We start from the raw sequence: 25628 nt of genomic DNA, 5'->3' as shown, positions 1-25628 counted from the left end.
AGGAAACAATGAATAGCATCATCACTATTCATTGTATCTTTTACTCTTTTCAAACATATTTTTCTTCCTAAAAACAGCCACTACCAAGGAATAACGTTGAGGTCTGGCCATTTCTTTTTCCATTTTGCTACTTTCTGATCATAGATTTCTTTCGTGATCATTTTTTTATTCGGTCGCACGATTCCTTCAAATAGATCATCCAGTCCATAAGGAGAAAAAACCTGTAACTGTCCATTCTCATTTAGAGAAACACCGATTGCTGTAGCTGTAGTTGGCCAGGTAGAAATAGCTTCTTCTGAAGAACCATACGCCTGTATCGGAAAGCCAAATCGTTCTTCATACCAAAGATGGACCCTTGCTTCATTGATGATATCCAGCGAATAGTTTGAAGATTCGATTTCTCCTGCGATCTTTTTACTCGTTTCTAGTTCTTTTCCTTCACTCAAGTCTTCATCAAAATAGACAATATCGACATCACTTATCCCGTAGCCGATTGGCATGCCATAAAGCCGATTCCAAACGGATTGCACGATACATCCCGCTCCCACATATAGTTCTGGTATCGCCATGGTAGAAACCATTTGGATGATTTGATAAAGAGCAGTATCTTGTTTTAGTATCTCGTGAAGTGATTCTTTTTGAGTCTGCAACAGTTCATTTTTTGTCATGGTTTTTCCCGCCTTTTTTTAATAATGTTCCGGTTCAAACGATTATTTTCTTAAATAAAATCTTACAGGAAGCGGTTGCAGTTGGCAATAGAGCTTCCCACGTTTGATTATTAAACAGCAAACAAAGCGATCCTATAATAGAGTTGTACGGATAAAAAACAAATAATTTCATCATTGAACTAACAGGTATTCTCATAGCTTAATGCTTTTTCATTAGATTAGTAACATTTGTTTTACGTTCAAAAGAAGGCTCGCTAATTCTATTACTGAATATTTTATTATAAGTTCAAATTTTTAAATTAGAAATTGGATAACTAAACAAATATTAGGGTAATAATTTGATTTACACCCAATTATTTGTTAAAATAAATCAAACATTCGGGTTTTATGATTATTTATACCCAATTATTTGCCTAGGAGAATTATTATGTCTAGTAATCTATATAAAAATGAGTTAATTAACTATTTGAAAAATAAATCAGAAATTTCCACGGAAGAACTCCACATGTTTTATCGACAATTCACTCCTAATTTACCAATGAATACATTACGTTGGCGGATTTATACGCTTAAGCAACAAGGACTCATTTATAGTCCCAAAAGAGGTGTCTATGCACTCAGCGAAAAGGAGACGTTTACTCCAGCACCTAATGATAAAATTTTACACATAGCTAACCTTTTACAAACTAAATTTCCTTATGTGGACTTTAGCATATATTCCACACGATATATTGGTAATCTGTCTAATCACGTGTACCAGACAAACAATCTAATCATCGAAATCGAAATTGATACCTTAGATGCTTCCTTTCATTTTTTGAAGGATCAGTTCCCTAATACTTTTGTGTCCCCGGATCAAAAGATGTATGACTACTATATTAGTCCTTCAGAAGAAAATATTATTATCAATCGCTTATATGTTGATGCTCCTTTAAATAAGTTTGATGGAAACTTTTACATTCCTAAAATAGAAAAATTAATTGTCGATTTACTAGTAAACAATCCCATTATTCTCCCAATCAGCTCTGCAGAAATCCAAACAATTATCTCTACTATTCTAAATACGTATAATATTAATTATTCAACGCTTACCCGTTACGCAAAAAAAAGAAATGTAAACCAAGAACTAAAACAAATATTGGCTAAAAAAGGAGAAGAAGAATGATTAAAGAATCTAGTTTTACTGCTGACTGGTATTCATCTGTAGAAAAGGACTATCAAAAATTAGACCATAATTTATTGGACAAAGTAACACACGCTTTATATTTACTAGAAAAGCTTACAGATACTCAATTAGAGTTTATTTTTAAAGGCGGAACTTGTTTACTTTTATTGCTTGAAGAAATTAAACGATTCTCTATTGATATCGATATTGTTATTACTAGAACAATCTCCAAAGAAAAACTTTCTAATACGTTACAAACAATTATTGATTGTTCTCTCTTTACCCGATTTGAAGAACAATCACGCTATCAAACAGAGATTCCCAAGGCGCATTTTAAGTTTTTTTATCCATCACCATTAGATGGTACAGAATCCTATGTATTACTTGATATTTTATTTGAGTCCTCTCCCTACAATCAGGTAATAGAACTGCCAATCAATAGTCCTTTCGTAGTTACTTCACCACCAAACAAAGCAGTTCACGTCCCTGATATCGAAAACATTCTAGGCGATAAGTTAACTGCATTCGCCCCAAATACTACTGGTATTCCTTACAACAAGGGAAAAGAAATGGAAATTATTAAACAGTTATTTGACGTTGAAAGCTTATTTGACCAAGCAAATGATTTAGATAAAATAAGAGCCGCTTTCATCAAATGCGCGAAACAAGAACTTATCTATCGCGAATTAAGTAACATGGGTCCTGATGACGTCTTAGATGATATCCTAAAAACTGCATGTGTTATTGGAGGACGTGGTAGTAGTTATAAAGAGACATTCTTAAAATTAGAAGATGGAATCCGGAGAATCAAGTCTCATATCATTTGTAAAAACTATATATTAGAAGAAGCTGTGGTGAGTGCTTCTAAAGCTGCATATTTAGCTTGTCTGATAAAATCTAATCATACAACTATCGAACACTACGACTCATCTAAATCTTTGCCTGAACTAACCGGTGTTTTCCTCTTTAAAAAGATGGGAAAGATTAAAAAATTTAGTCCAGAAGCATATTATTATTTTGCGAAAGCTCAAGAAATCAGTAATTATATACATCAAACGGCTAACGATACTATTTAGAGATTATTTTTAATAGATACCCAGTTCATGAGCTTTACATAGAAATTTACAAAAAATAAAAAAAACAGACTATCCTCATGGGATAGTCTGCTAAACCTTGACTTAACAACGTTTTTATTATTCCGCAGCGTTTGCGTCTTTGAGACCGTATTTTTTGTTGAAACGGTCCACACGTCCGTCTGCTTGTGTGAATTTTTGACGTCCAGTATAGAATGGATGTGAGTCAGAAGTTACTTCGACACGGATGACTGGGTATGTATTACCGTCTTCCCATTCAACTGTTTCTTGTGAAGTTTTTGTTGAACCTGACAAGAATTTGAAACCAGTTGTAGAATCCAAAAATACTACTGGATGGTAATCTGGATGGATATTTTCTTTCATGCTATTCGCTCCTTTGCCCTGCTTCATTTGCTGAACCAGAGTTGATTTGTCGATTTACAACATTTACATCTTACCATGTTTCCTATGAGCTTGCAATTATCTTTTTAAATTTCTTGTGGGATTTTTTTTGCCAAAAGAAACATCTTGGAATTCTTTAAAAAATTGTTGGTTATTTTTAGTTTTTCGCAAGAAACGAATCAATTGTTCCGTATATTCTAATGAATCGCCAATCATATGCTTACGCAATTTCCAGATTTCTTCTAGTTGCTCGCTATCCATCAATAACTCTTCTTTACGCGTACCTGATTTTTTGATGTCGATCGCTGGGAAAATACGTCGCTCTGATAATTCACGTGACAATTGTAACTCTAAGTTCCCTGTTCCTTTGAACTCTTCATAGATGACATCATCCATCCGACTCCCTGTATCAACTAATGCCGTTGCTAAAATCGTCAAGCTACCGCCTTCTTCGATATTTCTGGCAGCACCAAAGAATTTTTTCGGTTTGTACAAGGCAGCTGGATCGATCCCTCCACTTAATGTTCGACCACTTGGCGGCACGACTAAGTTATATGCGCGTGCTAATCGTGTGATACTATCCATCAAGATAACGACATCTCGTTTGTCTTCAACTAAACGCATGGCACGCTCTAACACCAATTCAGAAACCCGAGTATGGTTTTGCGGTTGCAAATCAAACGTAGAAGAAACCACATCACCTTTGACACTGCGTTCAAGGTCAGTGACTTCTTCTGGTCGTTCATCGATCAATAAGACGATCAATTCAACTTCTGGATGATTTTCAGTGATGCCATTGGCGATTTCTTTTAGGATGGATGTTTTTCCTGCTTTCGGAGGAGCAACGATCAAACCACGTTGGCCAAATCCAATAGGGGAAAAAATATCGATCATGCGAGTTGCTATTTGTTGTGGCGTTGTTTCTAAGCGAAGCTGTTTCTCAGGATAAAGAGGCGTCAATGCTGGGAAATGCGGGCGTTCTTTCGCATCTTCTGGATCTTTACCGTTGACACTTTCAACATGCATCAACCCATAATAACGTTCTGATTCCTTTGGCGGTCTCGCTTTACCAGCTACTTTATCCCCGTTTCTTAAACTGAAACGACGGATCTGAGAAGCAGAGATATAGATATCTTCGACACTTGGACCATAATTGATCGGCCGTAAAAAGCCATAACCATCTTGTCCTACGATGTCTAAGATCCCTTCCATATAATAGAAGCCTTGTTTCTCAGCCTGTGCCCGGATAACAGCTAAGGATAATTCCTTTTTGTTCATTTTACTGTAATAAGGAATCTTGAATTCTTTTGCATAACTGTAAACATCTTTTAGCGTTTTGTTTTCCAGTTCGGCCATTGTCAAATAATCGCTCATTCGGCTTCCACTTCCTCCACCATTTTAATACTTGCTCCAATTGCAGTTAACTTTTCGATGATATGATCGTAGCCTCGCAAAATATATTCGACATTATAAATCGTTGTCGTGCCTTCTGCCATCAATCCTGCGATCACTAAACAAGCACCGGCACGTAAATCTGAAGCAACGACTTCAGCGCCATGGAGTTTATTTGGGCCATTCAAAATGATCATATTGCCTTCTACCGAAATATCAGCACCCATTCGTGCCAACTCAGGAACATGATTTACTCGTTTCGAATAGATCGTATCCACGATTTCAGCAGTTCCTGTGGTCATCAATAATAACGGTGTCAACGGTTGTTGTAAGTCTGTGGCAAAACCTGGATACGGATAAGTCATCACATTTGCTGCTTTCAAATCCTTTGAAGGATAGACTTCGATCTCGTCTTCACTGATTTTCATACTTACGCCGATTTCTTGAAGTTTTGCAATAAAACTTTCAAGATGCTCATAGATCACGTTCTTGATTTTTATGCCATTTCCTGCCGCAGCAGCCACAGCTAAATAAGTCCCTGCTTCGATACGGTCAGGGATCATAAAATGACGGCAACCATGTAGTTCTTCTACCCCTTCGATACGAATGACGTCCGTACCAGCTCCACGGATCTTGGCACCCATATTGTTCAATAATGTCGCAACGTCAATGATCTCAGGTTCACGTGCTGCATTTTCGATCGTTGTCTGTCCTTTTGCTTTTACTGCGGCTAGCATGATATTGATCGTTGCACCAACAGAAATCACGTCCATAAATACACGGTTTCCGTTAAGTGTTTTGTTTTCTGTTCGTAAATACATCGCACCGTGTTCATTGGTTACTTTCGCACCTAATGCTTCAAATCCTTTGATATGAAGGTCGATGGGACGGGGACCAAGGTAACAACCACCTGGTAAACCGACAACTGCTTCACCGAATTTACCTAATAATGTTCCCATAAAATAGTAAGACGCACGCAAACTATTGATCTTTCCACTTGGCATTGGTACTGAAACAACGCCACGAGGATCGATCTCTAAGACATTATTTGCAAAACGGACAGTCGCGCCCATGATCTCTAAAATCTCTATCAATGAATGAACATCTTGGATATCAGGTACACCTTCCAAGATCACCGGAGAATCTGCTAAAATCGCTGCCGGTATCAAGGCAACTGCACTATTTTTAGCACCACTGATCGTTACTTCACCGGTCAATGGACGATTTCCTTCGATAATTATTTTTTTCATTTGTTCCCCACCTTGTTTATTCCTCAAATTTTATACATATGTTTGTATTTTATCATAGATGAAACGAAGAAACGAGCATCGTTCGTTTTATTTAAACAAAAAAGAAGAGAACAAACGCCTGACTGGCACATTGCTCTCTTCTTTCAATTCTTGGAATCGATCTAGTTTTTATCGATTATGCTTTGTTAGCAGAACCGAACCAGTCGATATGAGATTCAGCATCTTTAACGATTGCTGCTTTACCTGGTGCTAATAATTTACGAGGGTCAAATCCTTTACCTTCGCGGTCTTTACCAGCTTCGATATACTCACGAGTTGCTGCAGCAAATGATAATTGGAATTCAGTGTTAACATTTACTTTAGAGATACCCATTGAGATTGCTTTTTCGATTTGATCTTGAGGAATACCAGATCCGCCGTGTAATACTAAAGGTACGTCTGAACCTACAGCATCAGCAATTGCTTGTAAGTGGTCAAATGCTAATCCGCTCCAGTTTTCTGGATATTGACCGTGGATGTTACCAATACCACATGCTAGGTAGTCAATACCTGTTGCTACCATTTGTTTACATTCTTCGATGTCTGCTAATTCGCCTGATCCGATGATTCCATCTTCTTCTCCACCGATTGAACCTACTTCACACTCAACTGAGATTCCTTTAGCATGAGCTCTTTCAACAACGTCTTTAGCTAATTTCAAGTTTTCTTCGAATGGTAAATGAGAACCATCGAACATAACTGAAGTATAGCCAACTTCGATACATTCTAATGCTGCATCGTAGTCACCGTGGTCTAAATGGATTGCTACTGGAACAGTGATGTTCATTGATTCAACTAAATTAGTGATCATGTCTTTACATACTTTATAACCACCCATGTATTTAGCTGCACCCATTGAAGTTTGGATAAGTACTGGTGCTTTTTTAGCTTCAGCTGCTTCTAAGATCGCTTGAGTCCATTCTAAGTTGTTTGTGTTGAACCCGCCGACTGCATAACCGCCTTTACGAGCAGCTTGTAAAAATTCAGCTCCTGATACTACTGGCATAATAAATTCCTCCTAAATTTTGTATAACTAAATTTGTTAAGACATTCCTTAACCAACGAACCTATTTTACCAAACATTTCAGTAGTTTTCTACTAAAATCAATAAAAATGAAAATTTTCAAGAAGCTTTTTTCATTTAAAAAACAGCCACTACTGAAATATCATTGGTAAAAGGTTCGCCACGAACATTTTTAGTTATTTATTAATAACAATTCTAATTATTTGACACCGCACGATTTTGACGAATCAAATAATTTCATCGGCCTATTTTGTTTCGCGTTCTGCTAATGAAGCACCAACAAACGCTTTGATCAATTTTTGCGGACGATTTGGACGTGAGATCAATTCTGGATGGAATTGACATCCTACAAAGAATTTTTTCTCTGTGATCTCAACGATCTCAACCAAACGATTGTCTGGAGAGACACCAGAGAACACTAAGCCATGTTCTTCAAATTGTTGACGGTATTTATTGTTGAATTCATAGCGATGACGATGACGTTCTTGCACAACTTCTGCATTATCGTAAGCTGCAGCAGTTGTCGTACCTTTTTTGACTTTACATGGGTAAAGACCTAAACGCAACGTACCACCCAGATTTTCAATGTTTTCTTGATCTGCCATCAAGTCGATGATGTTGTGTTCTGTTCCTGGAATAGTTTCTGCTGAAGCAGCGTCTTCTAGACCAACGACATTACGTGCAAACTCAACACAAGCCATTTGCATTCCTAAACAGATTCCTAAGAAAGGTACATCATTTTCACGTGCATAACGAATAGCTTCGATCTTTCCTTCGATACCTCGGTCACCAAATCCGCCTGGTACTAAGATCCCATCGGCATCTTTCAATCGTTCGTCGACATTTTCACTCGTTAGCTCATGGGCTTTTACCCAATCTAATTCGATATCCGCATCAAACGCAAAGCCAGAATGCTTCAATGCTTCTACAACTGAGATGTAGGCATCTGGTAATTCAACATATTTTCCGACCAAAGCGATACGTACTTTTTTCTTCAAGTTCAATACGCGATTTTCTAACGCTTTCCATTCTGTCATGTCTGCTTCTGGGGTTGATAGTTTCAAATGATCACAAACGATTCGATCCATTCCTTGTGATTGTAATAATAATGGGATTGAATATAATGTATCCACATCTGGCGATTCAATCACTGCTTCTGGTTCCACATCACAGAACTGAGCTAATTTATTTTTAACATCTTGAGAAACAGGTTGCTCTGTTCGAACAACTAAAATGTTTGGTTGGATACCTAAACCACGTAATTCTTTTACGCTGTGTTGTGTTGGCTTAGTTTTCATTTCACCAGCCGCTTTCAAATAAGGGATCAAGGTTGTGTGGATATACATCACATTATCAGAACCAACATCCGCTTTCATCTGACGTAAAGCTTCTAAGAACGGAAGTGACTCAATATCCCCAACTGTTCCTCCAACTTCAGTGATGATGATATCTGAATCGGTCATTTTTGCTGCCCGCATGATTTTTTCTTTGATTTCATTGGTAATATGTGGAATAACTTGGACAGTTGCTCCTAAGTACTCCCCTTTACGCTCTTTACGTAGGACTTCTGAATAAATTTTTCCTGTCGTCACATTGGAGTATTTGTTCAAGTTGATGTCAATAAAACGTTCATAGTGGCCTAAGTCCAAATCCGTTTCTGCTCCATCATCTGTGACGAAAACTTCTCCGTGTTGGTAAGGACTCATTGTTCCTGGGTCCACGTTGATGTATGGATCAAATTTTTGGATCGTTACTTTCAATCCACGATTTTTCAACAAACGGCCTAAAGATGCTGCGACAATCCCTTTACCAATCGATGAAACAACGCCGCCTGTCACAAAAATGTATTTTGTCATATGTTCAAAAACTCCTTCTTGTTTTATCTGCAGGAAAAGTCTAAGAAAATAAATAAGGCTCCCTATCCTTCAAAAGAATAGGGAGCGGTAATTTCTGTAAACTTCTGACCCTCTAAAAGGGTGCCCAAGGTGTATATTACAAGCTATCTAGGAGAAAGTCAAGTGTTCAATTGTGATTGAATCCGCTCACTTTCTTAAAAGACTTTAATTATTATTCGATTGATTAAAATAAGAAGTAAAACAGAATATAGGAAATATTGAGAAATTATTAGGAAAATACAAGAAGAAAATGTTACTATAATATTGAACTAAAAAAAATTTATCTAGAAAAGAGGAACATTTATGAAAGAATCTTATTTTGATGGTGGACTTGCCACTTATATTGGTACATCGATTTTAGCTTCACTTATCACCATTCTAACATTAGGTATCTGCGCACCTTGGGGATTTTGTCTCTTATATAATTGGAAAATCAAACATACTGTAATAAATGGAAAAAGGCTTTACTTTGATGGTACAGCAATGCAATTATTCGGTCATTGGATCAAATGGTTCTTACTCACTATCATCACTTTAGGAATATATGGTTTCTGGGTAAATATCAAGTTAGAACAATGGCGAGTGAAACACACACATACAATCAATTGATATTTACATATTACATTAAACAAATGACAGTAAATTAGTTCTTTAGAATCCATCGCAAAACTAACGAATATAATTACAAAAAAAGCCGAACCATGGCTATTACCCCATAGATTCGGCATTGTACACTTTTATTAGAAATCGTTGCTTAATAAAGTTCTAAATATTGTTCTCTTTCCCACTCAGAAACTGTTTGTCTGAAGGCTGCCCATTCCAGGCGTTTCGCTTCGACAAAGTTTGCAAAGATATGATTGCCTAACGCATCGATCATCACTTTATCTTTACGCAATTCTTTGATCGCATTGTGGATCGTTGATGGGAGATCTTGGATTTGCGCTTCTTCACGTTCTTCTTCATTCATCACGTAAATGTTGCGATCAACCGCTGGTGGTGGTGTCAATTCGTTACGGATTCCGTCTAATCCTGCTTGTAATAACACAGCCATCGCTAAGTATGGATTCGCCGCCGGGTCCACAGAACGTAATTCTAGACGAGTCGATAGACCACGAGATTCAGGCACACGTACCAATGGTGAACGGTTTCGTCCGCTCCATGCTACATAAACAGGTGCTTCATAACCTGGAACTAAACGTTTGTAAGAGTTGACTGTTGGATTGCAGACTGCGGTATACGCGCGTGCATGTTTCAATAAACCACCTAAGAAGTGGTATGCCGTTTGGCTTAACTCTAAATCGCCATCTTTATCATAAAAGGCGTTTCCTTCTTCATTGAACAAAGACATATTGCAGTGCATGCCAGAACCATTGATTCCGAATAATGGTTTTGGCATGAAGGTCGCATGTAAGCCATGTTTACGTGCAATGGTTTTTACTACTAATTTAAACGTTTGGATATTGTCACAAGCGTCTACGACATCCGCATATTTGAAGTCGATCTCGTGTTGTCCAGGAGCGACTTCATGGTGAGAAGCCTCTACTTCAAAGCCTAAGCTTTCTAATTCTAACACGATATCTCGGCGGCAGTTTTCGCCCAAGTCAGTTGGGGCAAAATCAAAGTAGCCACCTTTATCATTCAAAGTCGTCGTGATCCCGCCATCTTCGTCTAACTTAAATAAGAAGAACTCTGGTTCAGGGCCTAAGTTGAATGAGGTGAAACCAAGTTTTTTCATGTCATTCAATGAACGTTTTAGATTGCCACGAGGGTCCCCAGCAAATGGTGTACCGTCTGGATTATAAATATCACAGATCAAGCGTGCCACTTTCCCGTGGTCGCTTTCCCATGGGAAGATCATCCAAGTAGAAAGATCAGGATACAAGTACATATCACTTTCTTCGATTCTGACAAATCCTTCGATCGAAGAACCATCAAACATCATTTTATTTTCAAGCACTTTGTCGATTTGACTCACTGGAACCTCAACATTTTTGATCGTTCCTAAAATATCTGTGAACATTAAACGTAAAAATCGTACGTTTTCATCCTCAATGATTCGTTTAATCTCTTCGCCTGTGATTTGTTTCTTTACCATGGTATCTGTATCCCTCTTTCTATTTTTTATTCCATTCAGTCAAAGTATTGACGTTGTTGCAACCCTTGTGACTGATAATGTCCTGTTTTCGCTAACCCGCCTTGAGCTAAGATCTCATCACGGAAAATTTGACGAACGTCGTGATCGGTCAGCGGTTTTTTACTTTTTTCTTCTTGTTTTTTCGCCTGTGCCATTTCATAGACACGTTTGATCCCAGCCATATTCAGTCCTTCTGAAAGATAGTCTTTGATTTCTAGTAAAATATCGATGTCATTCAAAGAATACATGCGCCGATTCCCTTCGCTTCTCTCAGGATGAACAAATTCCTGTTCTTCATAATACCTGATTTGCCGAGCGGTTAAGTCTGTTAGTTTCATAACTGTACCAATTGGAAAAACCGACATTGAACGACGTAATTCCTTTTCTCCCATCTGACGTCTCCTTTCGTCCTATCAATTGACTAAAGTATACCAATCACAAAAAATGCTGTCAACCTCTCATGTAAGGTTTTCTTACATAGAAACCAAGTTTTTTTATAAAAAAACTTGGTCAACTCCTAAATGAAGCCAACCAAGTATATTTATTCTTACTATTTACTTTTTAAAATAACTCATCTTTTTTTATCCATTTAGAGTTTTTATTCGCAAACCCTCGTACTTCATAGCTATTTTCGTCTTCAATAAAATGCTCATCTAGTACAAGCGTCTGTCTTCTCAACTCACTTAGCAGTTGTCCTTGATCACTAGGTACCAGTTTTGTATATGGGACCATCAGCTCCATCAACTGTCGTTTGATTGCTTCAATCAAGCGTTCTTTCCCTTCTTGTGTTTGAGTCGAAACCAAGACATTCGGGAATAGCGTTGGCGTGAAGGTAGCTGGATCGATCAAATCAGATTTATTATAGACCGTCAAAACAGGCATTTCTTTCATCTCTAGCTCATCCATTAATTTTAAAACCGTCTGTTCTTGCAAGATCCGATCAGAAGAACTCACGTCAACGACATGTAATAACAGATCCATGCCTTGACTTTCTTCAAGGGTCGAATGGAACGCATCAATCAACTGTGTGGGCAAATCTTGGATAAATCCAACTGTATCCGTCACAGTCAGCTCAAGCCCTTCCGCAAAACGCCATTTTTTAGTGAGTGGATCTAGCGTGGCAAACAATTGATCTTTTGCATATGATTCTGCTTGCGTCAATAAATTGAGGATCGTCGATTTACCGGCATTCGTATAACCAATCAACCCAATTTGAAACACATCACTGCTTTGTCTTTTCTGGCGGTTGCGTTCTCGATGCGCTTCTACTGTTTTTAATTCTCTTTTTACGCCTAAGATCTTATTACGGATATGGCGACGATCTGTTTCCAATTTTGTTTCCCCTGGGCCTCTTGTACCGATTCCTCCACCAAGACGAGAAAGCGACTTTCCTTGCCCAGCTAGACGAGGTAATAAGTATTCCAATTGTGCCAACTCGACTTGAAGCTTTCCTTCTTTCGAACGCGCACGCATGGCAAAGATGTCTAAAATCAATTGGACTCGATCAATCACTGGGGCGCCTACCGCATCTGTGATCAGTTGGCTTTGACGCGGAGTCAGTTCATGATTGAAAATGACTAGCTCTGCTTCATAAGCATCTGCTAATTGTGTCAATTCTTGGAGTTTTCCTTTACCGATCAGCGTTTGCCGATCTACTTGAGGGCGCTTTTGCGTAAGGGTATAGACGACCTCACCCGCCGCCGTATCTGTCAATTGTGCTAATTCTTTCATTGATTCAGCAAAATACCGTTGATTTTCTTCTGTTTCTACACCAACGATGATCACTTTTTCTTTTGCTTCTTTCACGCGCTCACCTCTTTCAGCCAACCTTCGATGGCACTTTCGATGTTTGCAAGATCTGTCGGTTCTTTTAATAGATCAAACCAATTCGCCGTCAAGCGATTACGAAACCAAGTCAGTTGACGTTTCGCGTACCGCCGCGAGTTCAGTTTGATTTGTTCGACTGCTTCATCTAAAGTGATCTTTTCTTCAAAATAAGGAAATAATTCTTTGTAGCCGATTCCTTGGCTTGCTTGAACTGTTCCAAGCTCATAGACTTTTCTTGCTTCTGCAATCAGTCCCTCTACCAACATTTGATCCACTCGTTGATTGATCCTGCTATACAGGAACTCACGCTCGGTATCCAGACCGATCATATAGTAATCATATAAGCACGCTGGTGTTTCTTTTGGTGCCATGATACTGTAGCCAGTTGTCTCGAATACTTCCAACGCTCGAATCACTTTTCGTTGATTGTTCCAATGGATTTTTTCTGCTGCAAGCGGATCACGATCGTTCAAATAAGCCCATAGCTTTTCTTTTCCTAGTCGTTCCGCCATTTGTTCATATTTCGCTCGAACGTCTGGGTCTGTTTCTTCATTTGCTCCTAATTGAAAGTCGTACAATAACGATTGAATATATAAACCTGTACCGCCAACGATGATCGGCAACTTGCCCCTGTTGGTGATCTCAGTGATCAGTCCTCTACCTGTTCGCTGAAAATCCGCTGCCGAATACTGTTGATCCGGTTCGATCACATCAATCAAATGATGTGGGATTCCCATCATTTCACTCGGCTTGATTTTTGCTGTACCGATATCTAGTTGTTTATAAATTTGTAAGGAATCCCCACTGATGATCTCGCCATTGAATTTTTGGGCAAGTGTCACACTCAATGCTGTTTTACCAACTGCTGTGGGTCCTACGATCACTAATACTTTTTCCATATGACTCCTACTTTTTCTTTAATTGTTTCACATACCAGGCACGTTCAGGAAAATCTGTGATGAGCGCATCAACAGGTTCATTGAAGCCTCTTTCAAGATCTTCGGTCGTATTGACTGTCCAAAGGCGAATACGTTTTGGAAACTCTTGTAGTTCCTGAGAGTGTTTAAATGCCCAAGCCGCTTTAGGATGAAGCCCTTCGATAAAAGGCAATGTCTTAGCTAATTCGAATTTCTCCATTGAATCACTCATCAAAAGGTCCAACTGTGCATCAGGTTCGATGACGGATAAGCGTTCTAATGAACGAAGATTGAAACTGCAATACGCATGATGAAACGGCCATTCGTTTTTCGTCATTAGTTCAGATACTCGCGCTTCGATTCCTTCATATTCATACTTATCTGTTTTGATTTCGATCATCAATGTGCCTCGGTAGTTTTTTTGGAGAAGCAACGAGAGTACTTCTTTCAAGGTTGGGATCTTCGCTGCTGGAAATTCTTTACTGAACCAACTTCCTGCATTCAACTTCTTTAATTCTTCAAGGGTCTTTTCTCGCACCAGACCTTTACCATTCGTGGTTCGATCGACTGTTTCATCATGGATCACGATCAACTGTCCGTCTTTACTCAGATGAACATCAAGCTCGATCCCATCAGCCCCTACTCTTACTGCTTCAGAAAAAGCTGGTAAGGTGTTTTCTGGATGCGTTCCCTTACTTCCTCGATGTGCATAAATCTGTACCATAGTCCTCACTCCGATCATCCCTATTTTACCACAGGAACAAAAAAGAAAAAGCTCGGACTCATTATGAATGTCCAAACTTTTTCTATTATCGTTAGTATCTGCTTGCTATTTAGTTGAACAAGCGATATTTGAGCATTTACTTAGCTCCATACATCATCTTTTGAGAAAAAGCCGATCGGTTGTCTAGTCGTATTTTTCAACTGGGATTTTTTCTCATTGATCATTGCGGTCAAGTTGTCTGTAAAGTTTTCTAAAATCACACGACCACCTTTGTAAGCATAACCACCGATCTTCATTGTTTCATCCGGTGAAAGAATCACTTTGCGATGTGCGATATTTTGGAATAATTCGTCTAAAATATAATTGGGTAAATAAAAATTATTTTGTGCAGAAAATGATTGCAGATACGCAAAATCATCGATTGTGATATAACAATCGTCAAAAGCATCAAAGCTGACATATTCTTCTAATAAGCTTGCGCGCTTTTGGAGGATCTCATTGATTTTTTTATTCAATTGATTCAACGTTTCGATTTCTTTGACTTTTAGTTCCAATTCGCGTCTACGTTGCTCTTTATTCTCTAAATGACGCATCTGGATCGCCATCCCAAAATACACTAAGATCGCTCCTACTAATACACCGATAAAACCTGTGATAGCAATTACCAATTATGGTTCCTCCTTCTTATTGATTTCTTTTTTTATCATAACATAAACTGACTTTATGAGACTAGCTATCGGAAAGTTTTTTCATTTGACCTTTATTGACCAAAAATGTATACTACTTTGTAGGTAATCAAAATCAATTTATGTTACACTATTTCTAAACAAATCAAGGAGGAACCTTATTATGAATTTAATTCCTACAGTTATTGAACAATCCTCACGTGGGGAAAGAGCCTATGATATTTACTCACGTTTATTGAAAGACCGCATCATCATGTTGAGCGGACAAGTAACAGATGATCTTGCAAACTCGATCATCGCGCAATTACTATTTCTTGATGCGCAAGATTCTGAAAAAGACATCTACATCTACATCAACTCACCTGGTGGTTCTGTAACTGCCGGAATGGCGATTTACGACACAATGAATTTTGTGAAAGCAGATGTTCAAACAATCGTTATGGGGATGGCTGCTTCAATGGGAAGCTTCTTATTGACTGCCGGAACAAAAGGCAAACGATTTGCTTTACCAAACGCTGAAATCATGATCCATCAACCACTTGGTGGCGCTCAAGGTCAAGCAACAGAGATCGAGATTGCTGCACGTCACATCTTACAAACGCGCGAACGCCTGAATAAAATCTTGGCTGAACGTACTGGTCAACCAATCGAAGTGATCGAAAAAGACACAGATCGTGATAACTATATGACTGCTGAACAAGCAAAAGCATACGGTTTGATCGATGAAGTCATGGAAAACAGTGCTTCATTAAGCTAATCAACCGATAAGACCAATGAAAGAAGGACCGTCATATTCACATGACAGTCCTTCTTTTTTCGCTATACAAACAGGCGATCAACCTAGTTTTGCCATTCTTTGAAAAATCCGTCCGCATGTTTTTGTCCCATCTCGATATAATGCGCGATATTCTGTTTATTTTTGCGGATTTCTTCTTCTGTTAAAGGACGGATCACCTTGGCTGGTCGGCCAAAAGCTAAAACATTCGGCGGGATGATTTTTCCTTCGGTCACAAGTGACCCGGCACCGATCAAGCTGTTTTCACCGATGACTGCATGATTCAACACGGTCGCTCCCATACCGATCAACGCACCCTTTTCGATTTTACAACCATGGAGCATACATTGGTGACCAACTGTGACATTTTCAGCGATTTCGACTGGTGCATCATGATCAACATGGATGACTGTTCCGTCTTGAATATTGGTTCCATTGCCGATCTTGATCCAATTGCTATCACCACGAACCACTGCTTGGTACCAAATCGTGACATCTTCTCCTAATTCTACATCACCGATCACTGTCGCATTTTCTGCTATAAACCTTGCCATCTCGTTCCCTCTTTTCATTTTTATTGAAGAAAAAAGGTTCTAGAAGGCTGTCTGCCCCTAGAAACCTCTTTCCGTTATTCCGCAGATTCAGCAAACTGGCTATTATAAAGTTTCTCGTAGAAACCGCCTTTTGCTAATAAACTTTCATGTGTTCCTTTTTCAATGATTTGTCCTTGATCCATGACCAAGATCAAATCAGCCTCACGAATAGTTGATAGACGGTGAGCGATCACAAAACTCGTTCGTCCTTCCATGACTTTATCCATGGCTTTTTGGATCAACGCCTCTAGTCTCGTATCAACGGAACTAGTCGCCTCATCTAAAATCAATATCTTCGGATCTGATACGACCGCACGAGCAATCGTCAATAATTGTTTTTGTCCGAGAGAAACATTTTCTCCCTCTGAGTTGATTTCCATATCATATCCGTCAGGCATCGTCCGGATAAAATGATCGACGTTCGCTGTTTTTGCTGCATCAACGATTTCATAATCCGTTGCATCCAGCTTACCAAAACGAATATTATCTGCGATCGTCCCTTCATATAACCAAGCATCTTGTAGCACCATGCCAAATAATGAACGGACATCACTACGACTCATCGCTTTCGTATCGATTCCATCGATCTTGATCGCGCCATGTGTGACATCATAAAAACGCATCAATAAGTTGATCAATGTTGTTTTCCCAGCTCCTGTCGGTCCAACAACTGCCACCATCTGCCCTGCAGCTACTTCAAAATTAAGATCTTGGATCAATGGTTTCTTCGGATCATAAGCAAAATCGACATGTTCAAACGACACATTTCCTTGAATCGTTTCTGGCAAAGGAACATCGACTTTGTTTTCTTTTTCCTCAGGTTCATCTAAAATCTCAAAGACCCGTTTTGTCGCTGCTGAGGCACTTTGTAACACAGATGATAATTGCGTTACATTTCCCATTGGTTGGCTGATTTGCCAAATGTATTGGATAAACGCTTGTAGTTGCCCAACAACGATGACGCCCGAGATAACGTAAAAGCTTCCTAAAATCGCCATACCAATGTAAGTAGCGTACGCCGTCAACTGCACTAAAGGCATCATCAATCCAGAAATGAAGGCCGCTCTAAATCCAAAATGTTTTAACTTATGATTGACTTTATGAAAGCCTTCAAACGTTTCTTTCTCACGGCCATATACTTTTAACACGCTAAAACCAGTCATGTTTTCTTGAACATAGCCGTTTAATTCTCCTAAAGAGTTTTGCATTTCTTGGAAATACTTTTGAGAAGCATTGATCACTCGTTTAGAGATCCAAATCGATGCTGGGATCATGATCATTGAGATCAACGCCATGATTGGTTGGATATAAAACATCATCGCCGCTGCCATCGTAATTCCTAAGATCGCATTCACGACACCGATAAATGCTTGTTGTAAAGCACCGCTGACTGCATCTACGTCATTTGTTACACGAGATAAAATATTTCCTTGTTGGTTTTTATCAAAATAAGAAACCGGCAAGCGATTGATTTTTTCTTCAATATCTCTACGCAAGTCTTTCATTGCGCTTTGAACAACATTTGTCATTAATACACCCGAAAGTAATTGAGAGATACAGTACCCTGTACCAACTACTGCGATCCAAATCAAACAGTTAATGATATAAGAAAAATTGATGGATTCATTATTTGCTAGGTTTTTACTGATTTCTGTCGTTGGAAGACCTACGACGTAAGGAAGCGCTGCGTTGAATGCCACCGTCAAAAATGTAAATAACAGTACTAAGATAAACGTCAAACGATACGGACGGATATAGCGGGCTAAACGTTTAAAAGAAGCGAAGGTTTTTTTCATGCTAATTCCTCCTTCGATAATTGAGAAGCGGCGATATCGTAATAAATCGGACAATTTTCCAATAGCTCACGATGTGTTCCCATGCCCACTACTTCTCCTTCATTCATTACGATGATTTTATCCGCGTGCATGATCGTACCCACACGTTGCGCCACGATCAGTACGGTTGAGTCAGTGGTTTCTTTTTTCAACCTTGCGCGAAGTTTTGCATCTGTTTGATAATCAAGTGCAGAAAAGCTATCATCAAAAATATAGATTTCTGGACGGCGGATAATTGCTCGAGCAATCGCTAACCGTTGCTTTTGTCCACCGGAGAAGTTTGCCCCACCTTCAGAAAGATGTTCATCATATCCATCTGCTTTTTTGGAAATAAAATCAGTTGCCTGCGCAATATCAGCCGCACGCTCCATTTCCTCTTGTGTTGCATCTTCCTTACCGTATCTCAAATTTTCAGCGATCGTGCCCGTAAACAATAATGCTTTTTGTGGAATAAAACCGATTTTTTGTCTCAACTTACTCAACTGATACTTACGTACATCGACACCATCAATCAAAATCTCCCCATGTGTAACATCATAAAAACGAGGAATCAATTGGATCAACGTCGATTTACCACTACCGGTACTACCGATAAATGCTACGGTTTCGCCAGGTGAAGCGGTGAAACTCACATTACGGATCACTGGTTCTTGCGAATGACCAGGATAAGCAAACGTTACATTTTTAAATTCAATGTATCCTTTTGTTTTTGTTTCTGATACCCCAGTGGCATCTTCAACAATAGCAGGTGAAGAATCTAAAGCTTCTTGGATACGACTAGCAGATACTGCTGCCCGTGGATACATCATGAACACACTGGCAAACAACATAAATGAAAACAATGCGTGGAAAATATATTCAATAAAAGCAATCAAATTCCCTACTTGCAATTGACCATCTGCGATTTGCAGCGTACCACTCCAAATGATCAAGATCATCACGATATTGAATAAGAAGAAAAAGCCGGGTTGCGCAACCGCCATCAAACGAAAGAGACTCTTAGAACTTGATGCATAATTCTCATTGACTTTTTCAAATCTTTTTTCTTCGAATTTTTCATTTACAAACGCACGGATCACTCGCAAACCTGATAGATTTTCACGTAAGATACTATTGATCCTATCTAGATTCTTTTGTTGGATTTTTGATAAAGGTTCAGAGAACTTAGCAATCCCAATAACAGCCAACAATAAGAATGGCAACGCGCCAATAACATACAGCCCAAGAGATGGACTGGTACGCATAACCATATACAAACTAACAACAAACATCATCGGTGCCATAAAACCGATTCTCAAAATATTTTGTAGAAACAACATGATCTGGTACGCATCATTGGTCGTACGAGTGATCAATGACGACACACCTAATGTTTCATACTCTTGATGTGAGTAAGTTTGGATATGTTTGAATAGATCGTCACGAATGTCAGCCACGATATTCGTTGTGATCCTAGAACCAAAATAACCTAAAAATATATTCATAATGATCCCGATCACCGTGATCACGATCATTAATATCCCTTGTTGTTTCACATAGTCAAAATCATCATTGAGGATCCCGACGTCGATCATGCGTGCTAAAATAGTTGGTAAACCTAACTCGATCAAAATAAAACCGAATACACATATAAAATTCAACACCAAATATTTCTTGTAGCGCATGGTGTAATGCCACATTAACTTCACTTTATCATCTCCTTTGAATATTCTAACTATCTTGCCATTACTTTCAATAGTAGCACACTCTCCTCCATTAGAGAACACTTCTATTTTTTTAAAAGAAACTTTTCTGAAAAATATTTTTCTTTGCTACCTTTTTTCATTTTACGGTGACCGTTTTCTATACTTATCTCTTGATTTATGCTAGAATAGCAATTAACTATTGTATGTTTCATACAGAGGATCCGAGTAAAAAATATTCCAATTGGATAAGCAAATGCGAGGCTTGTCTCTTTAAGGAGAATCAAGTATTTTTCTTAAAGTATAAAAAATACAGGTGGCTAGTCCCCTCGTTTTGTGTTGTCCAAAAATACTACGCTAAATTACTGCATGATGCAGATAAAGGAGACATATATAATGATTTACAAAGTTTATTATCAAGAGTCAAAAATCCGTAACCCAAAACGTGAAGAAACACAGTCGCTATACATCGAGGCAAATAGCGATGTTGAAGCACGTCAACGAGTGGAAGAAAATACCCCATACAATATCGAATTCGTACAACTTCTAGAAGGCAACCATCTAGACTACGAAAAAGAAAACCCAGCATTCACATTAGTGGAGTTTTAAGATGAAACTTTCCATCAAAAATAATGAGACAGGCGTCTTTGCGATTGGTGGATTAGGTGAAATCGGGAAAAATACGTATGGGGTACAATTCCAAGATGAGATCATCATCATCGATGCTGGAATCAAATTTCCAGAAGATGAACTTCTTGGCATTGACTACGTCATTCCTGATTACAACTATATCGTACAAAACATACACAAAATAAAAGCATTAGTGATCACTCATGGACACGAAGACCATATCGGTGGGATTCCTTACTTACTGAAACAAGCAAATATCCCGATCTATGCTGGGCCTTTAGCTTTAGCACTGATCACAAACAAACTGGATGAACATGGTCTGCTTCGTGATGCTGTACTCAATGAGATCAATGAAGATACCGTGATCCGTTTCAGAAAAACATCAGTCAGCTTTTTCCGAACAACTCATAGTATTCCTGATGCTTTGGGTGTCGTTGTCAAAACGCCTTCTGGTAACGTGGTTGCCACTGGAGATTTCAAATTTGATTTCACACCTGTAGGAGAACCAGCTAACCTGCATAAAATGGCTCGTATCGGAGAAGAAGGCGTGCTTTGCCTACTCTCAGATAGTACCAATGCAGAGATCCCAACGTTCACAAAATCAGAAAAAACGATCGGCCTTTCAATTTTGAAGATTTTCGAAAAAATCGAAGGACGTATCATCTTTGCCAGCTTTGCTTCCAATATCTTCCGTCTGCAACAAGCAGCAGAAGCAGCTGTAGCAACTGGCAGAAAAATCGCTGTTTTTGGTCGTAGCATGGAAAATGCGATCGTCAACGGACAACGTCTTGGCTACATCAAAGTACCAGATGGTACATTTGTTGATGCGCATGAGATCAATCGCTTACCGGCAAACGAAACAATGATTTTATGTACAGGTTCTCAAGGAGAGCCAATGGCTGCCTTGAGCCGTATTGCGAATGGGACCCATCGTCAAATCCAGATCCAACCAGATGATACAGTGATTTTCTCTAGTTCTCCGATCCCAGGTAACACAACAAGCGTGAACCACTTGATCAACTTGTTGTCTGAAGCTGGTGCTGAAGTGATCCATGGAAAAATCAATAATATCCATACCTCTGGTCATGGTGGACAAGAAGAACAAAAACTGATGCTTCGTTTGATGAAGCCAAAATATTTTGTTCCGGTCCACGGTGAGTTTCGGATGTTGAAGATCCACGCTTCTCTTGCACAAGATACAGGAGTCCCAGCGGAGAATTGTTTCATCATGGAAAATGGTGATGTCTTAGCTTTGACAAGTGATTCTGCTCGTTTAGCAGGTAAATTCGTGGCTGGTGATGTGTATATCGACGGTAGTGGAATCGGCGACATCGGTAACGTTGTTTTACGAGATCGTCATTTGCTCTCTGAAGAAGGACTTGTCCTTGCTGTGACGACAGTCGATATCAAGAAAAAAGAGATCCTTGCTGGTCCAGATATCCTTTCTCGCGGCTTCGTTTATATGCGAGAATCAGGTGATATGATCAATGAAGCGCAACGTATCTTGTTCCACGCATTACGTGATGTGCTAAATGCACCCGATTGTTCGGAACACAAACTAAAAGAAGCGATGGTCGGCGCACTGCAACCTTTCTTGTTCGACCGCACAGAAAGACATCCAATGATCATCCCTATGGTGATGACTCCGGATCAAGACTAACTCAAAACCACCAAACGAAATCAATCGTCTGGTGGTTTTTTTGTGATGAAAAAAAAAGAGACTGTGTAATCACAGTCCCTTTTATCAACTAATTGATTCGCTCCATGAGAAAGCAAGCGTCATGTCAGTGTATTTTCGTATGGATTATGCTTTTTCAACATTTGTAGCTTGTGGGCCACGATCTGAATCTTCTACGTCAAAAGTAACTGGTTGACCTTCTTCTAATGTTTTGAATCCTTCACCTTGGATAGCTGAAAAGTGTACGAATACGTCGCTGCCGTCTTCACGTGAAATAAAACCAAATCCTTTTTCAGCGTTGAACCATTTTACTGTTCCTTTTTCCATTAATAATACCCTCCTCGTGCCAAAGCACTAATTTGATTGTAACATTGCTCGTGTACGATAGAGGTGCAACAGATGTTTCAACTTCTATTCCCAAACAAAATTACATTATAATTGTACACTTGGTTGTTTTTTTTTGCAAGAAAGCTACATCATTCTTTTTCCATTAATCCTTCTTCTCTCAAACTAAAATATTGTTTGCGCCCAATGATCAGATGATCAAGTACTTCGATGCCCATCATCTCTCCACATTCCTGGATGCGTCGAGTCAATCGCATGTCCTGCTTAGACGGAAGAACGTTGCCGCTTGGATGATTGTGTGCAATCACAAGCCGTGCAGCCGAATAGCGAACCGCGTAATGGAACACTTCCCGCGGATGTGCGATCGTCTGATCCAGCGAACCAATAAATAGTGTTTTTTTTAGCAAGATTTGATTTTTTGTATCTAAATAAATACAAACTAAATGTTCTTGTTTTTGATCTTTTAGCTCTAAAATCAATTCTTTTGCCAATGCGTAACTGGCATGGACCGTCTTCGTTTGTCTTAGTTGATCAACTTGGATGCGCCGACCAAGCTCGATCAACGCTTTGATTTCCAAAGCTTTGACGCGACCGATCCCACGAACAGCCTCTAATTCTGCTAACGTTGCTTGTCTCAAGAGCGCTAACCCACCAAATTTCTTCAATAACGTACCTGCTATTTCTAATACATTATAAGGATGCTGACCGGTTCGCAATAAGATTGCTAAAAGCTCTTGGTCTGATAATGCATCTTCGCCATAAATCTCCATTCTTTCTCTAGGCAGAGAAGTCGATGGAACTGTATGAAGTAAATTTGTTTCCATAAAAAATCCTCCTTTCCCGTGCGCTCAAAATAAGATACGGAAAAAGAGGTCATTTATTTTATTTATTTGCGATCAATGACGGAACTTCATGAAGTGAAGACACAATCGCTGTTGTTTTTGCAGCTAATTCATCAGAAGGTGCTAATAGATCTGGCACCATGATAACTGGGATGCCAGCACCATGAGCGGCTAGTACGCCATTTTGAGAGTCTTCCAATATCAAAGTCTCGGCTTTTTCTGTTCCCAAATAAGCATGGGCACGTAAAAAAATTTCTGGATCTGGTTTTGCACGTTTGACATTTTCAGCGGAGAAGATCGTGTCAAAACGATGGCGTAGATCATTTTTTTCTAGTAACAGCTCAATCACATGGCGCTGATTGCTTGATGCTACCACTTTTGGAATATCCTGTTCTTCCAAAAAGGTCAAAAATTCCAACACTCCTGGCTTTAATTCCACTTGTCCTGAAGCAAAACGCTCAAGTGTCTCTTGATAAGAATCGTCGATAAATTTTTGGACAGTTTCTCGACCAAAACTTGCAAAAATAGTATGGTAGTTTGCCCAAACCTCTTCATCAGATACCCCTAAAAATCGTAAATAAAGGTCTTTATCGTAGGGAAATCCCATTCGATCCGCTACTGTCTGAGATGCCTCATAGTATACGATCTCTGTATCAAATAATAAGCCATCCATATCGAAAATCACTGCATTAACTTTCATTTTTTCCTCCCAACTGTACAAGTAAATGTCGCACTTCAGAAATAAAATAGAGTGAACCTGTTACTACAAGAACATCTTCATCCGTCATCTTCTCCAAAATCTCCGCAAGTCCAAATTGCCACATTGAAACAATGGTGACTTGATCTTCCGTGCTTGCTTCGATATCCGTCAGCTCGATGGCTTTAGGATAATCAAAAGTGGTGACATAGATCGTTGCGTTTGGTATGTCTTGTAATTGGTGTAACATTTTATCAACCTCTTTTGTTCGTAAAGCAGAGAACAAAAGATGGATATGATACCCTTTGAATTCTTCTTTTAGATTTTGGACTAAACGTGCCATGGCATGCGTATTATGCGCCCCATCTAAAATCACTAATGGTTCTTCACTTAATCGTTCCATTCGTCCAGGCCATTGCGCCTTTTTCAAGCCATTCATCACGTCTTTTTCGCGGAATGGGAGATTCATCAATTTGCAATACACTTGATACATTTCAACTGCCATACCGGCATTTTCTACTTGGTGTTGCCCGATCATATGGATCATCAACTTGGGGATCTTACCATACTCATTTTGGAATGAAAAAATCTCGCCCCATTCTTCTGCCGGATGTTTGTAGGTAACCGTATAATCCTCTCCACATGCGTGATGTGGCGCATTTTTTAGTTTGGCTTGCTTTTCGATCACTGCCATCGCTTCTTGTACGATCTTCCCAGTGACTAGTGGCACATTTTGTTTGATGATGCCCGCTTTTTGAGCGGCAATCTCTTCGATCGTATCGCCTAAGATATCCGTATGATCCATGCCGATCGTCGTGATGCCCGTCAACAAAGGTTTTGCAACGTTTGTCGAATCGAGTAAACCTCCTAAGCCAACTTCGATGATCGCAACGTCGACTTGTTCTTCCAGAAAATAATCAAACGCCATCGCAGTCAATGTTTCAAATTCAGTAATGCCGGCTACCGCTTCAAATTGATCCATTTGCTCGACTAGCGGTTGATATTTCTTTACGAGTCGGATCAATGATTCATCAGGGATGCCTTGACCATTGATGGAAATGCGTTCATTGAATGATTCAATGTATGGGGATGTAAATGTTCCGACTGTTAAACCGGCTTCTTCCAATAAATATCTTAAATAAGTTACTGTTGAACCTTTGCCATTCGTTCCTGCAATATGGATCGTTTTGACTTTGTCTTCTGGATGCCCGACTACCTCTAATAAGGCTTCTACTCTGTCTAACCCAGGACGTGAGCCAAATGGTAATCGGCTATGGATCCAATTGATTGCTTCTTCGATTTTCACGTTTCCATTCCCCCATTCCTCTTCATTATAACAAAAAAGCCCACGTAAG

The 25628-nt window shown here is 39.2% G+C and carries 25 protein-coding genes; 6 read left to right on the top strand and 19 right to left on the bottom strand.

The annotated features are described in order from the left end of the window. Positions 1-80: 80 nt before the first annotated feature. Positions 81-668 carry a nucleotidyltransferase family protein gene (locus DOK79_RS09940; RefSeq protein ID WP_206856563.1) on the bottom strand — a complete coding sequence of 196 codons (588 nt, stop codon included), beginning with the start codon at positions 666-668 and terminating at the stop codon, positions 81-83. A gap of 427 nt (positions 669-1095) precedes the next feature. Here DOK79_RS09940 and DOK79_RS09935 point away from each other — a divergent pair, with 427 nt between their 5' ends. Beyond that, the gene (locus DOK79_RS09935; protein WP_206856562.1) at positions 1096-1833 is read left to right on the top strand and encodes a winged helix-turn-helix domain-containing protein; all 738 of its coding nucleotides are present in this window, start codon (positions 1096-1098) and stop codon (positions 1831-1833) included. Beyond that, complete coding sequence (locus DOK79_RS09930) at positions 1830-2909, top strand: nucleotidyl transferase AbiEii/AbiGii toxin family protein (protein ID WP_206856561.1); 1080 nt, start codon at positions 1830-1832, stop codon at positions 2907-2909. Before DOK79_RS09935 ends, DOK79_RS09930 begins: the two co-directional genes overlap by 4 nt. A 117-nt stretch (positions 2910-3026) precedes the next feature. Here DOK79_RS09930 and DOK79_RS09925 read toward each other — a convergent pair whose 3' ends face one another. The 5 genes from DOK79_RS09925 to DOK79_RS09905 form a co-directional block, all read right to left on the bottom strand. Beyond that, positions 3027-3290 (bottom strand): type B 50S ribosomal protein L31, encoded by a 264-nt coding sequence (locus DOK79_RS09925; RefSeq protein ID WP_010718705.1) that lies wholly within the window; start codon positions 3288-3290, stop codon positions 3027-3029. Positions 3291-3386: 96 nt separating this feature from the next. Then, positions 3387-4682 carry a transcription termination factor Rho gene (gene rho, locus DOK79_RS09920; RefSeq protein WP_206856560.1) on the bottom strand — a complete coding sequence of 432 codons (1296 nt, stop codon included), beginning with the start codon at positions 4680-4682 and terminating at the stop codon, positions 3387-3389. Continuing rightward, positions 4679-5950 (bottom strand): UDP-N-acetylglucosamine 1-carboxyvinyltransferase, encoded by a 1272-nt coding sequence (locus DOK79_RS09915; protein ID WP_206856559.1) that lies wholly within the window; start codon positions 5948-5950, stop codon positions 4679-4681. The genes rho and DOK79_RS09915 overlap by 4 nt, the downstream gene beginning before the upstream one ends. Before the next feature lie 175 nt (positions 5951-6125). Further along, positions 6126-6995: a class II fructose-bisphosphate aldolase gene (locus tag DOK79_RS09910; RefSeq protein WP_206856558.1), complete on the bottom strand. Its 870-nt coding sequence runs from the start codon at positions 6993-6995 to the stop codon at positions 6126-6128. Between the two features lie 263 nt (positions 6996-7258). Next, a complete protein-coding gene (locus DOK79_RS09905) occupies positions 7259-8869 on the bottom strand; it encodes a CTP synthase (RefSeq protein WP_206856557.1) in 1611 nt (536 codons plus the stop codon). A 342-nt stretch (positions 8870-9211) separates the two neighbouring features. Here DOK79_RS09905 and DOK79_RS09900 point away from each other — a divergent pair, with 342 nt between their 5' ends. Continuing rightward, positions 9212-9517, top strand: a complete 306-nt coding sequence (locus DOK79_RS09900; protein ID WP_206856555.1) for a DUF898 family protein — start codon at positions 9212-9214, stop codon at positions 9515-9517. A gap of 145 nt (positions 9518-9662) precedes the next feature. On the opposite strand, the gene glnA is transcribed toward DOK79_RS09900, so the two are convergent. The 6 genes from glnA to DOK79_RS09870 form a co-directional block, all read right to left on the bottom strand. Further along, positions 9663-11003 carry a type I glutamate--ammonia ligase gene (gene glnA, locus DOK79_RS09895; RefSeq protein ID WP_206856554.1) on the bottom strand — a complete coding sequence of 447 codons (1341 nt, stop codon included), beginning with the start codon at positions 11001-11003 and terminating at the stop codon, positions 9663-9665. 35 nt (positions 11004-11038) lie between these two features. Further along, on the bottom strand, positions 11039-11434 hold the full coding sequence (locus tag DOK79_RS09890) for a MerR family transcriptional regulator (RefSeq protein WP_010736065.1): 396 nt from the start codon (positions 11432-11434) through the stop codon (positions 11039-11041). A 169-nt stretch (positions 11435-11603) separates the two neighbouring features. After that, entirely contained in the window at positions 11604-12848 is a 1245-nt protein-coding gene (hflX, locus tag DOK79_RS09885) for a GTPase HflX (protein WP_206856553.1), read from the bottom strand. After that, the gene (gene miaA, locus DOK79_RS09880; RefSeq protein ID WP_206856552.1) at positions 12845-13768 is read right to left on the bottom strand and encodes a tRNA (adenosine(37)-N6)-dimethylallyltransferase MiaA; all 924 of its coding nucleotides are present in this window, start codon (positions 13766-13768) and stop codon (positions 12845-12847) included. The genes hflX and miaA overlap by 4 nt, the downstream gene beginning before the upstream one ends. A gap of 7 nt (positions 13769-13775) precedes the next feature. Beyond that, positions 13776-14510 (bottom strand): glycerophosphodiester phosphodiesterase, encoded by a 735-nt coding sequence (locus DOK79_RS09875; protein ID WP_206856551.1) that lies wholly within the window; start codon positions 14508-14510, stop codon positions 13776-13778. A 140-nt stretch (positions 14511-14650) separates the two neighbouring features. Then, positions 14651-15115: a hypothetical protein gene (locus tag DOK79_RS09870; protein WP_371740687.1), complete on the bottom strand. Its 465-nt coding sequence runs from the start codon at positions 15113-15115 to the stop codon at positions 14651-14653. Between the two features lie 244 nt (positions 15116-15359). Between DOK79_RS09870 and clpP the strand changes: the two genes are divergently transcribed. Next, positions 15360-15953: an ATP-dependent Clp endopeptidase proteolytic subunit ClpP gene (gene clpP / locus DOK79_RS09865; RefSeq protein WP_010736070.1), complete on the top strand. Its 594-nt coding sequence runs from the start codon at positions 15360-15362 to the stop codon at positions 15951-15953. Between the two features lie 83 nt (positions 15954-16036). Here the strand turns inward: clpP and DOK79_RS09860 are convergent, their stop codons facing one another. The 3 genes from DOK79_RS09860 to DOK79_RS09850 all read right to left on the bottom strand — a co-directional run bounded on the left by DOK79_RS09860 (position 16037) and on the right by DOK79_RS09850 (position 20087). After that, a complete protein-coding gene (locus DOK79_RS09860) occupies positions 16037-16525 on the bottom strand; it encodes a gamma carbonic anhydrase family protein (RefSeq protein ID WP_206856549.1) in 489 nt (162 codons plus the stop codon). Positions 16526-16599: 74 nt separating this feature from the next. Next, entirely contained in the window at positions 16600-18360 is a 1761-nt protein-coding gene (gene efrB / locus DOK79_RS09855) for an ABC transporter ATP-binding protein (RefSeq protein WP_206856548.1), read from the bottom strand. Continuing rightward, entirely contained in the window at positions 18357-20087 is a 1731-nt protein-coding gene (locus tag DOK79_RS09850) for an ABC transporter transmembrane domain-containing protein (RefSeq protein WP_206856546.1), read from the bottom strand. The genes efrB and DOK79_RS09850 overlap by 4 nt, the downstream gene beginning before the upstream one ends. A gap of 390 nt (positions 20088-20477) precedes the next feature. Between DOK79_RS09850 and DOK79_RS09845 the strand changes: the two genes are divergently transcribed. Continuing rightward, positions 20478-20690, top strand: a complete 213-nt coding sequence (locus DOK79_RS09845) for a DNA-directed RNA polymerase subunit epsilon (RefSeq protein WP_206856544.1) — start codon at positions 20478-20480, stop codon at positions 20688-20690. 1 nt (position 20691) lies between these two features. Beyond that, on the top strand, positions 20692-22371 hold the full coding sequence (gene rnjA / locus DOK79_RS09840; protein WP_206856543.1) for a ribonuclease J1: 1680 nt from the start codon (positions 20692-20694) through the stop codon (positions 22369-22371). Positions 22372-22515: 144 nt separating this feature from the next. Here rnjA and DOK79_RS09835 read toward each other — a convergent pair whose 3' ends face one another. From DOK79_RS09835 to DOK79_RS09820, 4 genes are all read right to left on the bottom strand, one after another. Continuing rightward, positions 22516-22716: a cold-shock protein gene (locus DOK79_RS09835; protein WP_206856542.1), complete on the bottom strand. Its 201-nt coding sequence runs from the start codon at positions 22714-22716 to the stop codon at positions 22516-22518. Between the two features lie 149 nt (positions 22717-22865). After that, the gene (radC, locus tag DOK79_RS09830; RefSeq protein WP_206856541.1) at positions 22866-23558 is read right to left on the bottom strand and encodes a RadC family protein; all 693 of its coding nucleotides are present in this window, start codon (positions 23556-23558) and stop codon (positions 22866-22868) included. A 58-nt stretch (positions 23559-23616) separates the two neighbouring features. Next, positions 23617-24276 (bottom strand): HAD family hydrolase, encoded by a 660-nt coding sequence (locus DOK79_RS09825; protein WP_206856540.1) that lies wholly within the window; start codon positions 24274-24276, stop codon positions 23617-23619. Then, positions 24266-25579, bottom strand: a complete 1314-nt coding sequence (locus DOK79_RS09820) for a glutamate ligase domain-containing protein (RefSeq protein WP_206856539.1) — start codon at positions 25577-25579, stop codon at positions 24266-24268. Before DOK79_RS09820 ends, DOK79_RS09825 begins: the two co-directional genes overlap by 11 nt. Positions 25580-25628: the final 49 nt, after the last annotated feature.

It is taken from the genome of Enterococcus sp. DIV1094, assembly GCF_017316305.2.
In the GTDB taxonomy this organism is placed as follows: Bacteria; Bacillota; Bacilli; order Lactobacillales; family Enterococcaceae; genus Enterococcus_B; species Enterococcus_B mangumiae.
This window is presented reverse-complemented; position numbering and strand designations above follow the sequence as displayed.